This is a genomic window from Pantoea vagans (assembly GCF_004792415.1).
Lineage (GTDB): Bacteria > Pseudomonadota > Gammaproteobacteria > Enterobacterales > Enterobacteriaceae > Pantoea > Pantoea vagans.
The window spans coordinates 1676376-1693981 of record NZ_CP038853.1 but is presented as its reverse complement, the minus strand read 5'-3'; the positions used below and the strand labels follow the sequence as shown (position 1 = coordinate 1693981).

Annotated in this window: 11 protein-coding genes and 1 tRNA gene; 7 read left to right on the top strand and 5 right to left on the bottom strand. The window is 56.6% G+C overall.

Going from position 1 to position 17606, the window contains the following annotated elements; genetic code table 11:
• Positions 1-396: 396 nt before the first annotated feature.
• The 6 genes from eptA (at position 397) to EGO56_RS07795 (ending at position 5589) form a co-directional block, all read left to right on the top strand.
• Positions 397-2025 carry a phosphoethanolamine transferase EptA gene (eptA, locus tag EGO56_RS07820; RefSeq protein ID WP_135908360.1) on the top strand — a complete coding sequence of 543 codons (1629 nt, stop codon included), beginning with the start codon at positions 397-399 and terminating at the stop codon, positions 2023-2025.
• On the top strand, positions 2025-2705 hold the full coding sequence (pmrA, locus tag EGO56_RS07815; RefSeq protein WP_033732956.1) for a two-component system response regulator PmrA: 681 nt from the start codon (positions 2025-2027) through the stop codon (positions 2703-2705). The genes eptA and pmrA overlap by 1 nt, the downstream gene beginning before the upstream one ends.
• Complete coding sequence (gene pmrB, locus EGO56_RS07810) at positions 2702-3760, top strand: two-component system sensor histidine kinase PmrB (protein WP_013358238.1); 1059 nt, start codon at positions 2702-2704, stop codon at positions 3758-3760. Before pmrA ends, pmrB begins: the two co-directional genes overlap by 4 nt.
• Before the next feature lie 310 nt (positions 3761-4070).
• Entirely contained in the window at positions 4071-4637 is a 567-nt protein-coding gene (locus EGO56_RS07805; RefSeq protein ID WP_033783350.1) for a flavin reductase family protein, read from the top strand.
• Positions 4638-4696: 59 nt separating this feature from the next.
• A complete protein-coding gene (gene msrA / locus EGO56_RS07800) occupies positions 4697-5230 on the top strand; it encodes a peptide-methionine (S)-S-oxide reductase MsrA (RefSeq protein WP_135908358.1) in 534 nt (177 codons plus the stop codon).
• Between the two features lie 271 nt (positions 5231-5501).
• Positions 5502-5589 (top strand) — tRNA-Ser (locus EGO56_RS07795).
• A 494-nt stretch (positions 5590-6083) separates the two neighbouring features.
• Here EGO56_RS07795 and phoH read toward each other — a convergent pair.
• The 5 genes from phoH to putP form a co-directional block, all read right to left on the bottom strand.
• Positions 6084-6872 carry a phosphate starvation-inducible protein PhoH gene (gene phoH / locus EGO56_RS07790; protein WP_033732961.1) on the bottom strand — a complete coding sequence of 263 codons (789 nt, stop codon included), beginning with the start codon at positions 6870-6872 and terminating at the stop codon, positions 6084-6086.
• Positions 6873-7442: 570 nt separating this feature from the next.
• The gene (efeB, locus tag EGO56_RS07785) at positions 7443-8720 is read right to left on the bottom strand and encodes an iron uptake transporter deferrochelatase/peroxidase subunit (RefSeq protein WP_135908356.1); all 1278 of its coding nucleotides are present in this window, start codon (positions 8718-8720) and stop codon (positions 7443-7445) included.
• A gap of 2 nt (positions 8721-8722) precedes the next feature.
• Positions 8723-9835, bottom strand: coding sequence for an iron uptake system protein EfeO (gene efeO / locus EGO56_RS07780; protein ID WP_135908354.1), 1113 nt, complete (start codon positions 9833-9835; stop codon positions 8723-8725).
• A 54-nt stretch (positions 9836-9889) separates the two neighbouring features.
• Positions 9890-10714 (bottom strand): iron uptake transporter permease EfeU, encoded by an 825-nt coding sequence (gene efeU, locus EGO56_RS07775; protein ID WP_135908352.1) that lies wholly within the window; start codon positions 10712-10714, stop codon positions 9890-9892.
• 192 nt (positions 10715-10906) lie between these two features.
• Positions 10907-12391, bottom strand: a complete 1485-nt coding sequence (gene putP, locus EGO56_RS07770) for a sodium/proline symporter PutP (protein WP_135908350.1) — start codon at positions 12389-12391, stop codon at positions 10907-10909.
• Between the two features lie 451 nt (positions 12392-12842).
• On the opposite strand from putP, the gene putA reads away from it, so the two are divergent.
• Positions 12843-16790, top strand: coding sequence for a trifunctional transcriptional regulator/proline dehydrogenase/L-glutamate gamma-semialdehyde dehydrogenase (gene putA, locus EGO56_RS07765; protein ID WP_135908348.1), 3948 nt, complete (start codon positions 12843-12845; stop codon positions 16788-16790).
• The last annotated feature ends 816 nt before the right edge of the window (positions 16791-17606 follow it).

Sequence of the window (17606 nt, the reverse complement as noted above, 5' to 3'; positions counted from 1 at the left end):
GACGCAGTCAGGTCAGCAAGCGGGAAATTCTGATAAAGCGGTGATTGAGGGGTAAAACGCGGTGATTGGATAGGTCACTCTCCTCAAACTTGCAAGCGCATTGCTGACAATACTGGCTAACTGAGAACATCTTCACATTAAGTGTAGTCATTAACAGGGGTTATGCCAGAAATATGCACTTTTCATGCCAGCCGCTGCGGTTAAGTCAGCAGAAAAGCGCCATTCACACCTGTTCCTTTTTTAATAATCGTAGCGGTATCGGTCCGCATCACGCTGGAGTGATGCCCGTTACGTACTCCATACAAATGACATTCTTCAAAGCTTAAGCTTCTTAAGGTATTCCTAATATAGAAAGCGCAATCTCGTGACACTTTTATTACTCTGGTTCCTGCTCACATGGCGTTTACTCTGAAGAGGCCGCTGATTAGCCGCCTTACCTTGCTGATCCTGGCTGCGGTTTATATCGCGGTTTTCCTTAATATTGCCTACTACCGTCAGGTGCTGGCGGTGATGCCGCTGAACAATCTGCATACCACGCTGGTATTTTTATCGATGCCTTTCGTCGCCTTTAGCGTGATTAACATCGTGATTACGCTGGCCTCGTTTGTCTGGCTGGATCGTCTGCTGGCCGCCCTGTTTATTCTGCTCTCTGCGTCGGCACAGTTTTTTATTCAGACTTATAACATCGTGGTCGATCGCTCGATGATCACCAACATGATGGATACCACCGCTTCTGAATCCTTTGCGCTGATTACGCCGCAGCTGCTCTTCACCCTGCTCACCTCGGGCGTGCTGATGGCGTTGCTGGTGTTCTGGCCGCGCATAAAACGGCAGCAGTGGCGTGGCGTGCTGGCGCGCGTGCTCAGCGTGCTGCTGTCGGCGGCGCTGATCGTGCTGGTCGCCCTGCTCTTCTATAAAGATTACGCTTCGCTGTTCCGCAACAACCGCGAGCTGGTTAAAGCGCTCAGCCCGTCGAACAGCATTGCGGCAACGCTCTCCTGGTATAAGCATGAGCAACTGCAGAATGTGCCGCTGGTGCGCATCGGTGAAGATGCCCATCTGCAGCCCAGCCGCAGCAGCGGTAAGCCGAATCTGACGATTCTGGTGCTGGGAGAGACGTCGCGCGCGCAAAACTTCTCGCTGGGCGGTTACGCTCGTCTGACCAATCCTTTACTGGCGAAAGACGATGTAATCTACTTCCCGCACACCACCTCGTGCGGCACGGCGACGGCGGTTTCGGTGCCCTGCATGTTCTCCAACATGCCGCGCGCGCACTATGATGATGTGCTGGCCGCGCATCAGGAGGGACTGCTGGATATTATTCAGCGCGCTGGCATCAGCGTGTTATGGAATGAAAATGATGGTGGCTGCAAAGGGGCCTGTGACCGGGTGCCGCATCAGGACATGACCAGCCTGAACCTGCCCGGCATGTGTATTAATGGTGAGTGTTATGACGACGTGCTGTTCCACGGTCTGGACGACTACATCAGCCAGCTGAAAGGCAACGGGGTTATTGTCCTGCACACCATTGGCAGTCATGGCCCGACCTACAGCCATCGGTATCCGCCACAGTTCCGTCAGTTTGAACCGACCTGTGACACCAATCAGATTCAGGACTGTTCGCAACAACAGCTGATCAACACCTATGACAACACGCTGGTCAATGTGGATCATATTGTCGATAAGGCAATCAATGTCCTGCGCGCGCATCAGGATCGCTTCACCACCAGCCTGGTCTATCTTTCTGATCACGGTGAATCGCTGGGTGAAAATGGCGCTTACCTGCATGGCCTGCCCTATGCTATTGCCCCGGATACGCAGAAACATGTGCCGATGCTGATCTGGCTGTCCGATGATTATCAGAAACGTTATGCGGTTAATCGCGGCTGTCTGAATAAACTGGCGGCGACAGACGATTTTTCACAGGATAATCTGTTTTCAACCATGCTGGGATTAACCGGCACCGCGACCCACGAATATGTGCCTGCGGATGATATTTTGACGTCGTGTCGGAGCCAACCTTAATGAAGATACTGATTGTTGAAGATGATGCGCTGCTGCTGCAGGGCCTGATGCTGGCGCTGGAAGGCGAAGGCTATGTCTGCGATGGCGTGACGCGGGTGCGGGATGCAGAAGCGCATTTCGCCAGCGGTCTCTATAGTCTGGTGGTGCTGGATCTGGGTTTGCCGGATGAAGATGGACTGCACTTCCTGATACGCCTGCGCCGGCAGAAGAAGATGACGCCGGTGTTGATTCTGACCGCACGCGACACCATCAGCGAGCGCATAGCCGGGCTCGACGCGGGTGCTGACGACTATCTGATTAAACCGTTTTCGCTGGATGAGCTGCTGGCGCGGATCCGCGCACTGATCCGCCGTCACGTCAATCAGGGCGACAGTCAGGTGAGAGTCGGCGCGCTGGCGCTGGATATGACCCATCGTCAGATCACCCTCAGCGATGTGCTGCTGGATCTGACACCCAAAGAGTTTGCGATTCTGTCACGACTGATGCTGAAGGCCGGCAATCCGGTTCACCGGGAAATTCTCTACCAGGACATCTATAACTGGGAGACCGAGCCTTCTACTAATACGCTGGAAGTGCATATCCATAATCTGCGCGACAAAATTGGCAAAAGCGCCATTCGTACCGTGCGCGGGTTTGGTTATGCGCTGGTGACGCAGGATGGCGTTCGCGAGGCAACATGATAAAACGTTTCGATCACCGCAGTATGCGCTTTCGCCTGATCCTGACCATTGGTCTGATCCTGCTGGTCTTCCAGGTGATCAGCGTGGTCTGGCTGTGGCATGAGAGTAAAGAGCAGATTCAGTTTCTGGTGGAAGCCCAACTGCAGAAGCGCAACATGGACAGTCACGTGAAGCGCGAAGTCCATGAAGCGGTGGCCAGCCTGGCGGTGCCGAGCCTGGTGATGATTACGCTGACGCTGCTGCTTTGCTATCAGGCGGTGAAATGGATCACCCGGCCGCTCTATCAGCTGCAGCGGGAACTCGAAAGCCGCAGCGAAGAGAATCTCGATCCCGTCGCCTGTCACAGTCAGGTTCATGAGATCGATGCGGTGACTCAGGCGATCAATCAGCTGGTCGCCCGCCTCAACAGCAGTCTGGAGCGCGAACGGCTGTTTACCGCCGACGTAGCGCATGAGTTGCGCACGCCGCTGGCGGGATTACGGCTGCATCTGGAGTTAATCGAACGCAACAGCGATGTCAAAGTTCAGCCGCTGGTGCAGCGTCTTGATCAGATGACGCACAGCGTGTCGCAGTTGCTGAATCTGGCGCGCGCCGGACAGTCATTCACTTCGGGCACCTATCAGAACGTCGGGCTGATTGAAGATGTGATCCTGCCGATGGAAGCGGAGCTGAGTATTATGCTGGAGGCGCATCAGCAGACGCTGGTGCTCGATCTGCCGCAGGAGCAGTTTGTGCGTGGTGATGCGACCCTGCTCAAGATGCTGCTGCGTAACCTGGTGGAGAACGCCCATCGCTATAGTCCGGATAACAGCACCATCAGCGTGCAGCTGTTGTCTGTGCCACAGCCCATGATGGTAGTGGAAGATGAGGGACCGGGCATTGATGAGAGTAAAAGTGGCGAGCTGAGTAAAGCGTTTATCCGGATGGACAGTCGCTATGGCGGTATCGGACTCGGGCTGAGCATTGTCAGCCGCATCGTCCAGTTACACCGTTTTCAGTTTTTCTTAGAGAACCGTCGCGACCGGAGCGGTTGCCGGGCCGTCATTAAGTTTTAAGCGGTAAACCAGGCAGACAGGAACAGAACAACCGTTGCTGCGGCGATCAGCAGTGCCGCATATTCGCTCATCGGACGTGAAGCAGTAACAGACAGGGTAGCAGGCGCAGTTTTCATAGCATTATCCTCCGTTAAAGCAGGCAGTATCGCGACTGCATATTAAGGAAACCTTAAGCTCGTGAGGCTGCCGGTAAAAATGTCTGCTCTGCCCTGCTTCCCCGCTGACCTTGCCTTTATGGCCGCTGACCTTCCCGCCGCACCCGCAGTGTGCTCTACACTTAATGGCACCCTTCCGTTAAAGGAGCTACGCCATGAGCCAACGCATGCACAAATATGCTTTTCCGGTCAGCAAAGCCCGCAAATACCTTGAGCCGGGACCGGTGCTGCTGCTCAGCTCGCAGTATCAGGATCAGCATGACATTATGACGCTCGGCTGGCACACGGTGCTGGAGTTCTCGCCGTCACTGGTCGGCTGCATGATTGCCGGTATGAATCACAGCCATGAGCTGATCCGCAACAGCGGTCAGTGCGTGCTGAATATTCCTTCTGCCTCGCTGATTAATGAAGTGGTGGCTGTCGGCAACAGCCATGGGGACAGTATTGATAAGTTTGAAGCGTTTGGCCTGACGCCGGAGCCGGCTCAGGTAGTGGGTGCGCCGATGATTGCCGAATGTTTTGCCAGCTTCGAATGTCAGCTTTATGACGACGCCATGGTCGCCCGCTACAACCTGTTTATTTTTGAGATCGTCAAAGCGCATGTCGCCGAGCAGCCGGAATATCCCCCGACCCTGCACTACACCGGTGAAGGCCGGTTTAGCGTGATGAGCGACAAAATGCTGGATAAGAGCGGAGATTTTAAACCGGAGATGCTCATCTAGTTGAAAGCGCTCTGCTGTGCCCCCATTCACCTCTTTCGACCTGACAGGAGTAAATTATTATGGCAATCGAATACGCAGTTATCGCTGGCGGCTGTTTCTGGTGTACCGAAGCGGTATTTAAGGATGTGATCGGCGTAGAGTCGGTTGAAAGCGGCTATACCGGCGGTGCCCGTCCTAATCCGACTTATGAGCAGGTCTGCAGCGGCGCAACCGGTCATGCAGAAGCGATCCGCATTGGCTTTGATCCGGAGCAGGTAACTTACGGCGATCTGCTGGATATCAGCTTTGTTACGCATGATCCGACACAGCTGAACCGTCAGGGCAATGATATCGGCACCCAGTATCGCTCTGCCATTTTCCCGGCGAATGCCGGGCAGGAAGCAGAAGCGCGCGCCGCCATTGAACGCGCCCAGGCTGATCATGATGTGCCGGTTGTGACCACGATTGAGCCGCTGAAAGAGTGGTATCCCGCGGAAGCCTATCATCAGGATTACTGGGACGGTGCTGGTCAGCGCAACGGTTACTGCATGGCAGTCATCCCACCGAAACTGCAGAAGCTGCGTAAGAGCTTCGCTAATCGGGTGAAGAGCTGATTTAGCGTCTGACGGAGCGGCGTCTGGCTGGGATACAGGCCCGGACGCTGCTCCGGGTTATTTCAGTCGTCACGCCGTCCTTAACATTACCCTATCGGCTTTTTTATTACTGTGGAATATGGCGCATAAATGCCCGGTTTTAAGCCGCAGTAAATCGATTCGTTCAGAGCTTAAGCGAATAGATCGAAAGAAAAAAATAGTGCTTGACCCTTTTCAGCCGACTCCCTATAGTACCGCCCCGTTGACCCAGCGCGGTCAGCGAAGTAAATGTGGTGAGGTGTCCGAGTGGCTGAAGGAGCACGCCTGGAAAGTGTGTATACGGCAACGTATCGGGGGTTCGAATCCCCCTCTCACCGCCACATTCAAAGAAGAGCCTGAACTTATGTTCAGGCTTTTTTTTTGCCTAATGCACTGCGAGAGGGGGTGAGAAGCCCCGCCGGAGTTTGACAGCATGCGCAGCATGCTGGACAGCGGAGTCTGCTACGCTGCCCGCAGGGTGAGCGCAGCGAATCAATCCCCCTCTCACCGCCACATTCTGAAGAAGAGCCTGAACGAAAGTTCAGGTTTTTTTTGCCTATTGCACAGTAAGGGGGTGAGAAGCCCCGCCGGGGTTCGACCGCATGCGCAGCATGCTGGACAGCGGAGCCCGCGACGCTGCCCGCAGGGTGAGCGCAGCGAATCAATCCCCCTCTCACCGCCACATTCTAAAGAAGAGCCTGAACTTATGTTCAGGCTTTTTTTTTGCCTATTGCATGGTGACCGGCGTGTGAGTACGACCGCGGGCGCAGCCCTGCCCCAAAAGAAAACCCGGCCGGAGCCGGGTTTGGGCGCTACACTTCTACTCAATCGAACGCTAGCTATATGCGTGCAGGGTGCGCTGACACAGCGCAGAACGCACACAATCCTCTTTGCCAAAGCGCACAATGCCCACCATCTCGTCCTCTTCAAAACGCGCCAGCGCGTCCGCGAGACCGGAAGGCACCCCAGCGGGCAAGTCGCACTGGGTAATATCGCCGTTAACAATAACCGTGACGTTTTCGCCCAGTCGGGTCAGGAACATTTTCATCTGCGCGGCGGTTACGTTCTGCGCCTCGTCCAGAATCACCACAGCATTTTCAAAGGTGCGGCCTCGCATGTAGGCGAAGGGCGCAATCTCTACCTTGGCAATTTCCGGACGCAGACAATATTGCATAAATGATGCGCCAAGACGTTTAACCAGAATGTCATAAACCGGGCGGAAATAAGGGGCGAATTTCTCAGAAATATCACCGGGCAGGAATCCCAAATCCTCATCTGCCTGAAGTACCGGGCGCGTAACAATAATCCTGTCGATATCCTTATTAATCAGGGCCTCAGCCGCTTTCGCAGCACTGATCCAGGTTTTACCACATCCGGCCTCACCGGTTGCAAAGATCAGCTGTTTCGTTCCTATGGCATTAAGATAGTGCGCCTGAGCTTCATTGCGGGCTTCAATCGGTAGCCGGTCACGCGTATCGCGCGCCATGCCAATTGCATCCAGTCCGCTCATATGCACCAGCGAAGTGACCGACTCTTCTTCACGCTGACGATGACTCCGTGAGTCATTACGAAGCACTCTTCTCGCTTCACGACGCGCTTTGATCACTGCTTTCTGTCTTCCCATAGTGGCACCTTTCAGTTGGTTTCATTTCCCGCGCGAGGCTGATGGCCCGTTGCGATTACGTGAACGCTTTAGAGGTTACAGTTGGCTTCCTTTTGAGCCATGACAGGACAGGATAGTGGGTATGCAGCAGCGCAATAGCGTGGCTGAACACCGGATAAAACAGGCTGTGCTAAGACAAAAGAAATGGTTGAAGGAAGGGAGAAATAGCGAGGAAGAATTGCCCTCGCGGTCAGGCGCAATTTATTCAGTGACAGTAACGTTCCATAAAAGACTCGACCCATGCGCGAACTCCAGTGTGATACATCGACACATCCGATTACGCCTGTTGAATAAAGTGCATCATTTCGTTAGACCTTTGCAATAGTAATTTTACCTGCTGGCAAAGGAATTGCTAATCACACGTAACTATTTCTTTTAAGGTGAAATGTAAAACTCTTACATTACAGGTGCTTAGATTATTTTATATATACCAGGCAACGGCTTAATCTCAGCGAAAACTCAGTAAGCAAAGCGCAGAAACCAAAAAGGCAGGCGGTCGGGGATGGGCCGCCTGTGATGGTTAAAATTTAATCAGGACTCCAGCAACGGCTGCGCTAAATAATGGCTGGCGTCGGGGACACCGGGCAAAGCAAAAAAGTAACCGCCGCCGAAAGGCCGGATATATTCTTCCAGCGCTTCACCGTTCAGACGCTGCTGCACGGTAAGAAATCCGCGTTCCAGATCGTGCTGGTAGCAGACAAACAGCAGCCCCATCTCCAGCTGGCCGGAGGCGGAGATACCCGCCGAGTAACTGTAGCCGCGTCGCAGCATCAGGCTGCTGGCCGTCTCAGGCGTGCGAGGGTTAGCAAGACGGATGTGTGCATCCAGTGCAATCACGTCGCCGTCCGGGTCATGGGCGTAATCCGGCACGTCACGCTCATGCTTCATCCCCAGCGGCGCACCGCTCAGCTTCTCGCGGCCAAAGATGGTCTGCTGCTCACCCAGCGGCGTGCGGTCCCACATTTCCACGTGAAAGCGGATAAGCCGCACGGCCTGATAGCTGCCGTTGCGTGCCCAGGCAGGCTCTTCCTGGTCCGCGGTCACCCAAAGCAGTTGATTCATCAGTGCAGAATCACGGGTATCAGGATTCGCCGTGCCATCTTTAAAGCCCAGCAGATTGATCGGCGTCTCCTGCCCCTGACTGCGTGCCGCGTGGTCGGAGATGAAACCTTCGCGCCGCCAGCGTACACCCAGCAGGTCGGGCGTATGCTTGATGATGTCACGCAGGGCATGAATCACCGTATCCTGAGTGTTGGCACAGATCTGCAACAGCAAATCACCGTGACACTGGCTGGCATCCAGCGAATCATTGGGGAAGCGCGTCATCGGCTGCAATTTTTTCGGCTTATGCGGCGCCAGACCAAAGCGCTCATCAAACAGCGAATGCCCGACTGACACGGTAATCGTCAGATTATCCGGCGCGATAGTCGCCCCCAGAATACCGGAGTCCATCGGAGGCAGTTGCGGATTGGTGACCGCAGGTGCCGGACCGCCCGCCGTGAGAAAGGCGATACGCTGGGTCAGCAGCTGAAACAGACGTTTCAGTTCAGCTTTATCGCTGCTGAGCAGATCAAACGCCACCAGCATCATTGATGCCTGCTGGGGCGTCGTGATACCCGCCTGATGCTGACCATAAAACGGCTGCGTCTGCTGTCGCGCCTGCGGCGTCACCGTACCCGGCGAAAAGCTGTCAGCGGCAGCGGTATGGAACGGACAGCCGCCGCCGATGGCCGCCGCGCCGCCCAGCAGACCCAGTCCTTTCAGTAAACGACGACGCGCAGGCTGCGCGTCATCTTCCTTACGACTCATGATTAATCCAGACCCAGAGTGCCACGAAGTAATGAAAGATCTTCCGCCAGGGCGGTGATCGGCCCTTTCAGCGCGTTACGATCGGCGCTGGTCAGCTTCTCATAGGATTCGAAACCGGTTTGGGTGCGGTACTTGCTCAGGATCGCATCCACTTTTTTAAAGTTGGCGTCAACTTTGGCCAGCAGCTGCGGATTCGCTTTGCTCACCAGCGGTCGCAGCAGCTCAACGATTTTCTGTGCACCATCGATATTGGCCTGGAAATCCCACAGGTCGGTGCGGCTGTAGCGATCTTCTTCACCGGAGATTTTGCTGGAAGCCACTTCTTCAATCAGACCGGCTGCGCCGCCGACGACTTTGGCTGGCGGGAAGGCCAGTTCGCTGATGCGCACCTGCAGATCTTTCACATCTTTATTCAGCTTATCCGCGTAGTCCGCCATGTCTTTGGTGCTGTTATCAGCAAACAGGGCTTTTTCCAGACGGTGGAAACCGGTGAACTTCGGATCGGCTGATTTCTTCTCGTAGTCATCTTCACGGGCATCGATACTGCCGTCGAGATCGGAGAACAGCTCAGCAATCGGCTCAATGCGCTCATAGTACTGACGGGTCGGGGCAAACAGCGCTTTGGCTTTTTCCACATCGCCCGCTTTAACCGCGTCCGTGAACGCCTGAGTGCTGCTCACCAGCTGGTTCACCTGCTCCGTTACATAAGCTTTATATTCAGTGATCGGCCCTTCCAGCTGCATACGTGAGGAAGTGCTGTTTGTCGCTGCGCCCTCACCCTTTACAATCAGCTTGCCTTTTGGATTGCTCAGCAGGCCACAGGTCATCTCATATTCGCCCGCTTCCAGATTAGCGGTCAGCTTCTGACTGAAGCCCGGCGCGATGTTTTCACGCTCTTCCACCACCAGCACGCCTTTGAGGATCTCCCACTCCAGCGCTTTCTGGCTGTTGTTTTTAATCAGGAACTGGGTTTTGCCAGCCTTGACCGTCAGGCTCATCGGCTCACACTGCCTGTCGTTAACGCTTACGGTAACCTGAGGAACCGCTGCGGTCGCCGATGCGGAGATTGCCAGCAGAGGAAGCAGCAGTGCCTTGCGGCGGAAACGCATTGTCATCTCAATATTCCCTGTTAAGTTGCAGGCGCGGCGGGCGCGCCTAAAAATGTCTGATTACACCGTCGCTGATGCTGCTGGACGCGCAGGCATAAAGAACAGAATCAGCGCCGGGATCAGGTAGACGAAGTAAACCGTCACTTCACTGACGCTTGGCGTCTCCTGATAACCCAGAATGCCTTCCAGCAGCGTGCCGAACAGCGAATGGGTTGATAAGGTATTGCTGAGATCGAAGGCCACATCCTGAAAGCGATTCCATAATCCCGCTTCGTGGAAGGCACGAATCGCACCGGCTGCCAGGCCCGCCGCGACAAACAGGATGAAAACGCTGGTCCAGCGGAAGAAATGCGCCATGTTCAGGCGGATACCGCCCCAGTAAAGCAGCATGCCCAGCACCACGGCGGTTGCCAGACCCAGTATCGCGCCAATCGGCGGCGCATAACCGACATCCTGTGTAAACGCCGCCAGCAGGAAGAACACCGACTCCAGCCCTTCACGGGCCACGGCAAGAAACACCATCAGCACCAGCGCCAGACCGCCCCGGCCGGAACGTTGCAGCGCCTGATCCACCGCCTGCTCAAGCTCGACCCTGATGTTGCGGGCGACTTTACGCATCCAGAACACCATTGAGGTCAGGATTACCACCGCAATCACCGCCACGATGCCCTCAAACAGCTCCTGCTCTTTTTGCGGGAATTCACCGGTAGTGGCATTGATGAACAGGCCAAGGCCCAGACAGAGCGCAGCAGCGATAAACACGCCCGCCCACATCGCCGGAAACCATTGGGTGCGCTGAGTGCGCTTGAGATAGCTGGCTATCAGGCTGACAATCAGCGCGGCTTCGAGCCCTTCGCGCAGCATGATGAGAAAAGGAACAAACATCGCCAACCTCTTGAATGTTAAGCAGCGTCAATGAACAGTAAAATCAGGTAAAGTGTAAACGATACCGATTATCATTATCGCTGCGAAAAAAACAAGTTACTGGCGGAGATAATTTCATCTTTGGGTGATTTATCTTTGTAACAAAAAAAAGCCCGCTCCTTACGGGGCGGGCTTTCATGACTAACGCTTCGCTTATTTGGTCTGGAACTCCGCTTCTGCGGCGGCAAAGCGCTGCTGCGCTTCGACTGAGGGTTCACGTCCCATCAGGCTGAAGACCACAATCGCGATGCTGGCTAAGATGAAGCCAGGGATGATTTCATACAGTCCCAGCCAGCCATACTGTTTCCATACCAGTACGGTCAGGGCACCGATGATCATCCCCGCCAGCGCACCGTTGCGGTTCATACGCTTCCAGCAGACGCCAAACAGCACTACCGGACCAAACGCCGCACCAAAGCCCGCCCAGGCGTAGCTTACCAGGCCCAGTACGCGGTTTTCCGGGTTCGACGCCAGCGCAATCGCAATCAACGCCACCAGCAGCACCATCAGACGCCCTACCCATACCAGCTCTTTCTGACTGGCATTTTTGCGCAGGAGGCCTTTATAGAGGTCTTCGGTCAGGGCGCTGGAGCAGACCAGCAGCTGACAGCTCAGCGTGGACATCACGGCTGCCAGAATGGCTGACAGCAGAATACCGGCAATCCACGGGTTGAAGAGAATGCGTGCCAGCTCGATAAAGACGCGCTCAGCGTTGTCATTGACGCCGGTTGCCAGGGTCGGGTTGTTCTGGAAGTAGGCAATACCGAAGAAGCCAACTGCCACCGCGCCCGCCAGACAGAGTACCATCCACGCCATACCGATACGGCGCGCGGTGCGGATAGAGCGATGCGAATCTGCCGCCATAAAGCGCGCCAGAATATGGGGTTGCCCGAAGTAGCCCAGACCCCAGCCGAGCAGGGAGATGACCGCGACGAAGTTCAGCCCTTTGAGCATGTCGAGGTTTTCAAGGCTTTTCGCCTCAATCACCGTCAGCGAATCGGACCAGCCGCCTACTGCGATAATGACAAACACCGGCGTCAGGATCAGCGCAAAAATCATCAGGCTTGCCTGAACGGTATCGGTCCAGCTCACCGCCAGGAAACCGCCGACCAGCGTATAGAGGATGGTTGCTGCTGCACCCGCCCACAGAGCCGTCTGGTAGTCCATGCCAAAGGTGCTTTCAAACAGTCGCGCACCGGCCACCACGCCCGAGGCGCAGTAGATGGTGAAAAACACCAGGATGACGATGGCGGAAATCACGCGCAGGATTTTACTGTGATCTTCAAAGCGGCTGGTAAAGAAGTCCGGCAGGGTCAGCGCGTTGTTGTGATGCTCGGTCTGAACACGCAGGCGACCCGCCACGATTTTCCAGTTCAGCCAGGCACCGATGGTCAGGCCAATCGCAATCCAGCTCTCAGAGATGCCGGAAATGAAGATGGCACCCGGTAAGCCCATCAGCAGCCAGCCGCTCATATCGGATGCACCGGCAGAGAGTGCCGTGACCACGCTACCCAGACTGCGGCCACCGAGGATGTAATCATCGAAGTTTTTGGTCGAGCGATAAGCCGCAAAACCGATTAATACCATCCCAAGAATATAAACCACAAAGGTCACCAGCATCGGTGTACTTACACTCATCTGTCTCTCCACTTATTATTTGATATCCCAGAGAAATCGCCAGCTACCCGCCTGCCGGAACGGGGCAAAGCGGGTCGATTTTCTTCGTCAGGGCGTCAGTCATTTCCCAGCGGCGCGGTATCCTGCCGGAAAGGCGTTCCGCGCACAATGGATTTAACACAGGCGTTACAGTGATTTCACTAACCGTTTGTGAAAACGTGCTGATAGGTTGCACTCGCTCACAGTTATCCGGTTGTACCTCTGTATAACCGGCCATAAACCCGCTTTTTATCAGGCCTGCCGACCTGGCGAGGATCTTGCAGCAATATCCGTGCCGCATTGCGTGATTTAACAATTGCCGATGTAAGAAGGGTGTTAACTGGCTCACATTTAACACGGTTGCACAAAGTTGCAACTTAAGTGATAGTGCAGCCAACGCCGTATCGAACCACTATCAAGGAGCTCTGGAGTCATGGCTACAACCACCATGGGTGTGAAACTGGATGACGCAACACGTGAGCGCATCAAACTGGCTGCGCAGCGTATTGATCGCACGCCACACTGGCTGATTAAACAGGCCATCTTTAACTACCTGGGCCAGCTGGAGAACGGCGATGCCGTGCCGGAGATCCCGCTTTCTGCCCAGGCGGCGGCCGAGTCTGACGACACCCAGCCAGAGGAGACGCACCAGCCATTCCTTGACTTTGCAGAGCAGATTTTACCTCAGTCGGTGACCCGTTCAGCAGTGACCGCCGCCTGGCGTCGTCCGGAGACCGATGCGGTGCCAATGATGCTGGAGCAGGCGCGCTTACCGGCAGCGCTGGCAGAGAAAACCCATCAGCTGGCTTATCAGCTCGCCGACAAGTTGCGGCACCAGAAAGGTGCAACCGGACGCGCCGGTATGGTGCAAAGCCTGCTTCAGGAGTTCTCTCTTTCTTCACATGAAGGCGTGGCGCTGATGTGCCTTGCAGAGGCGCTGCTGCGTATTCCTGACAAGCCAACGCGCGATGCGCTCATCCGCGACAAAATCAGCAACGGCAACTGGCAATCGCATCTGGGCCGCAGCCCGTCGCTGTTTGTCAACGCCGCCACCTGGGGCCTGTTGTTTACTGGCCGTCTGGTCTCGACCCACAACGAGGCAAATCTTTCCAGCTCGCTCAACCGCATCATCGGTAAGGGCGGCGAGCCCCTGATCCGCAAAGGCGTGGATATGGCGATGCGTCTGATGGGTGAGCAGTTCGTCACCGGTGAAACCATTGCTGAAGCGCTGGCGAACGCCCGCAAGCTGGAGGAGAAAGGCTTCCGCTACTCCTATGACATGCTGGGCGAAGCGGCCCTGACCGCAGGCGATGCTAAAGCCTATCTGCTCTCTTATCAGCAGGCGATCCACGCTATTGGTAAAGCCTCCAACGGTCGTGGCATTTATGAAGGTCCGGGCATCTCCATCAAACTCTCGGCGCTGCATCCCCGCTACAGCCGCGCACAGTATGAGCGCGTGATGGAAGAGCTCTATCCGATTCTGAAGTCGCTGACGCTGCTGGCCCGCTCCTATGACATCGGCATCAACATCGATGCAGAAGAGGCAGACCGGCTGGAACTGTCGCTGGATATGCTGGAGAAACTCTGTTTCGAGCCAGAGCTGGAAGGCTGGAATGGCATCGGCTTCGTGATTCAGGCTTACATGAAACGCTGTCCGTTTGTGATCGATGAGCTGATCGATCTGGCGCAACGCAGCCGCCGTCGTCTGATGATCCGTCTGGTGAAAGGCGCGTACTGGGACAGCGAAATTAAGCGCGCCCAGATGGAAGGTCTGGAAGGCTACCCGGTTTACACCCGTAAGGTTTACACCGATATATCTTACCTGGCCTGCGCGCGCAAACTGCTCTCCGTTCCCAGCCTGATCTATCCGCAGTTCGCCACCCACAACGCCCACACCCTGGCCGCGATTTATCAGCTGGCAGGCAACAACTACTATCCGGGGCAGTATGAGTTCCAGTGTCTGCACGGCATGGGTGAACCGCTGTATGAGCAGGTGGTCGGCAAAGTCGCTGACGGTAAGCTGAATCGCCCCTGCCGTATCTATGCGCCGGTCGGCACCCATGAAACCCTGCTGGCCTATCTGGTGCGCCGCCTGCTGGAAAACGGAGCCAACACCTCGTTTGTAAACCGCATTGCCGATACCTCGCTGCCGATTGATGAGCTGGTGGCCGATCCGGTGACCGCCGTCGAGAAACTGGGTATCAGCGAAGGCGCCATTGGCCTGCCGCATCCGAAGATCCCCCTGCCGCGCGAGCTGTATGGCGAGAACCGCGTCAACTCAGCGGGTCTGGATATGGCTAACGAGCACCGTCTCGCCTCACTTTCCAGCGCCCTGCTGAGCAGTGCCGCACAGCCCTGCCTGGCCGAGCCGATGATCGACGGTGAAGCGGGTGCGGGTGAGTTGCGCGACATTCTGAACCCGGCTGCACCAAACGATCGTGTGGGTCAGGTACGTGAAGCCACAGAGCAGGACGTCTCTGTGGCGCTGGATGCCGCGGTGAACAGCGGGCCGATCTGGTTTGCCACCCCGCCGCAGGAGCGCGCGGCGATTCTGGAACGCGCCGCACAGATTATGGAAGGCCAGATGCAGCAGCTGCTTGGCATCCTGGTGCGTGAAGCAGGCAAGACCTATAACAACGCCATCGCGGAAGTGCGCGAAGCGGTTGATTTCCTCTATTACTACGCCGGAATGGTGCGCGACGATTTTGACAACGAAACGCATCGTCCGCTGGGTCCGGTGGTCTGTATCAGTCCATGGAACTTCCCGCTGGCGATCTTCACCGGTCAGATTGCGGCTGCACTGGCAGCAGGCAACAGCGTGCTGGCTAAACCGGCTGAGCAGACACCGCTGATTGCCGCACAGGCGGTTCAGATCCTGCTGGATGCGGGTGTACCGCCGGGCGTGCTGCAACTGCTGCCGGGCCAGGGTGAAACCGTGGGTGCGCAGCTGACGGGTGACAATCGGGTCCGTGGCGTGATGTTTACCGGCTCGACCGCGGTCGCGACCCTGCTGCAGCGGAATCTGGCCGGTCGCCTTGATCAACACGGTCGTCCGGTGCCGCTGATTGCGGAGACCGGCGGGATGAATGCGATGATCGTCGACTCCTCCGCGCTGACTGAGCAGGTAGTGATCGATATCGTCGCGTCGGCTTTCGACAGTGCCGGACAGCGCTGCTCAGCCCTGCGCCTGCTCTGCATTCAGGAAGATGTCGCCGACCATACGCTGAAGATGCTGCGCGGCGCGATGGCGGAGTGCCGCATGGGCAATCCGGAGCGCTTCTCAACCGACATCGGCCCGGTGATTGATGCCGAGGCGAAAGCCAATATCGAACGCCATATTCAGGCGATGCGTAATAAGGGCTTCACGGTTTACCAGGCGGTGCAGGATAACCCGCAGGACAGCAAAGAGTGGACCAGCGGCACCTTTGTCAAACCGACGCTGATTGAGCTGAATCAGGTCAGCGATCTGGATAAAGAGATTTTTGGACCGGTGCTGCATGTAGTGCGCTTCACCCGCAACAACCTGCCGAAGCTGGTTGAGCAGATCAACGCCTCCGGCTATGGCCTGACGCTGGGTGTGCATACCCGCATCGACGAGACCATCGCACAGGTTACGGCCAACGCCCGTGTCGGTAACCTCTACGTGAACCGCAACATGGTGGGCGCGGTGGTTGGCGTTCAGCCGTTTGGCGGCGAAGGCTTATCCGGAACTGGTCCGAAAGCGGGCGGTCCGCTCTATCTCTACCGCCTGCTGGCCAGTCGCCCGGATGGCGCGCTGCGCCTGACCTTTGATCGTCAGGATGCCGAGCGTCCGGCAGACAGCACGCTGCGTCAGTCACTGCTGGCACCGCATCAGGCGCTGAGCAGCTGGGTGAAAGATAAGCCTGAACTGGCGCAACTCTGCCAGCACTATGGCGAGCTGGCTCAGGCGGGCGTAGTCCGTCTGCTGCCTGGCCCAACGGGCGAGCGCAATACCTTCTCGCTGCTGCCGCGCGATATGGTGCTTTGTCTGGCGGACAATGAGCAGGATGCGTTAATCCAGCTGGCTGCTGTGACCAGCGTCGGCAGTAAAGCGCTGTGGCAGGATGATGAGCTGCATCGTGCCCTGCGGGCCTCGCTGCCTGATGCCGTGAAAGCGCGCATCACGCTGGCTCGTGATCCATTAGCGGCAGAGTTTGATGCGGTGATCTATCACGGCGATGCCGATCAGCTGCGTACGCTGTGTGAGCAGATCGCGGCGCGTGACGGCGCAATTGTCTCGGTGCAGGGCTTCGCCCGTGGCGAGACCAATCTGCTGCTTGAGCGTCTGCTGATTGAGCGCTCGCTGAGTGTGAATACCGCGGCGGCGGGTGGTAATGCGAGTCTGATGACCATTGGGTAGCGCTGAGGCTTAAGGGGGTTGTTCGCTGCGGCGAACCTGCGCTGGAGTGTTCGCTGCGCGAACGGGCTGCTGCGGCGCTGAGGCTAAGGGTGTTCGCTGCGCGAACGGGCGCTGAGAGGGATTTCGTTCGCCTGTCGGATGCATGCGCTAAAGCTGAGGGTGTTCGCTGCGCGAACGGGCGCTGAGAGGGATTTCGTTCGCCTGTCGGATGCATGCGCTAAAGCTGAGGGTGTTCGCTGCGCGAACGGGCGCTGTGAGGGGTTTCGTTCGCCTGCCGGATGCATACGCTAAAGCTGGGGGTGTTCGCTGCGCGAACGGGCGCTGAGAGGGGTTTCGTTCGCCTGCCGGATGCATGCGCTAAAGCTGGGGGTGTTCGCTGCGCGAACGGGCGCTGAGAGGGGTTTCGTTCGCCTGATCAGCTGGGCAGTTTCAGACACGCCTCTGCAGGCGACCGACAAGGGGCGCCAGTCGCCGCGCCCCTTGACCCCCGGCTCCGGCCTGCTTCACCGCCGCTTCGCGGTTCCTTCGCTTCTTCCGGATTTCTCACGGACCGCCGGGACGCGCCATCCCTGGCGCGAACCCGCCTCTTCGCGACATCCCTGTCGCTCGTCCTGAAATCCCTCATCCGCTCAGCGGTTCTGACGGCCTCCCTGACCCCTCGCTGTTATTTCTTCTTCTTAAGTTGGGTATTTTATCGCTTTACGTTTCCGGGATTGGCTTTGGCTTTACAGGTCAGCAGACAATACAGCACCACAGAAAAAAAAAGAGATAACAGGCGGGGGTTTGCCAGAGGCATCCGAAGCGCTGAGGAACAAC

Bases quoted from the DNA above. Each gene is read 5' to 3' on its own strand.
- eptA (WP_135908360.1), top strand. From the start codon at position 397: ATGGCGTTTACTCTGAAGAGGCCGCTGATTAGCCGCCTTACCTTGCTG.
- pmrA (WP_033732956.1), top strand. From the start codon at position 2,025: ATGAAGATACTGATTGTTGAAGATGATGCGCTGCTGCTGCAGGGCCTG.
- pmrB (WP_013358238.1), top strand. From the start codon at position 2,702: ATGATAAAACGTTTCGATCACCGCAGTATGCGCTTTCGCCTGATCCTG.
- EGO56_RS07805 (WP_033783350.1), top strand. From the start codon at position 4,071: ATGAGCCAACGCATGCACAAATATGCTTTTCCGGTCAGCAAAGCCCGC.
- msrA (WP_135908358.1), top strand. From the start codon at position 4,697: ATGGCAATCGAATACGCAGTTATCGCTGGCGGCTGTTTCTGGTGTACC.
- phoH (WP_033732961.1), bottom strand. From the start codon at position 6,872: ATGGGAAGACAGAAAGCAGTGATCAAAGCGCGTCGTGAAGCGAGAAGA.
- efeB (WP_135908356.1), bottom strand. From the start codon at position 8,720: ATGAGTCGTAAGGAAGATGACGCGCAGCCTGCGCGTCGTCGTTTACTG.
- efeO (WP_135908354.1), bottom strand. From the start codon at position 9,835: ATGACAATGCGTTTCCGCCGCAAGGCACTGCTGCTTCCTCTGCTGGCA.
- efeU (WP_135908352.1), bottom strand. From the start codon at position 10,714: ATGTTTGTTCCTTTTCTCATCATGCTGCGCGAAGGGCTCGAAGCCGCG.
- putP (WP_135908350.1), bottom strand. From the start codon at position 12,391: ATGAGTGTAAGTACACCGATGCTGGTGACCTTTGTGGTTTATATTCTT.
- putA (WP_135908348.1), top strand. From the start codon at position 12,843: ATGGCTACAACCACCATGGGTGTGAAACTGGATGACGCAACACGTGAG.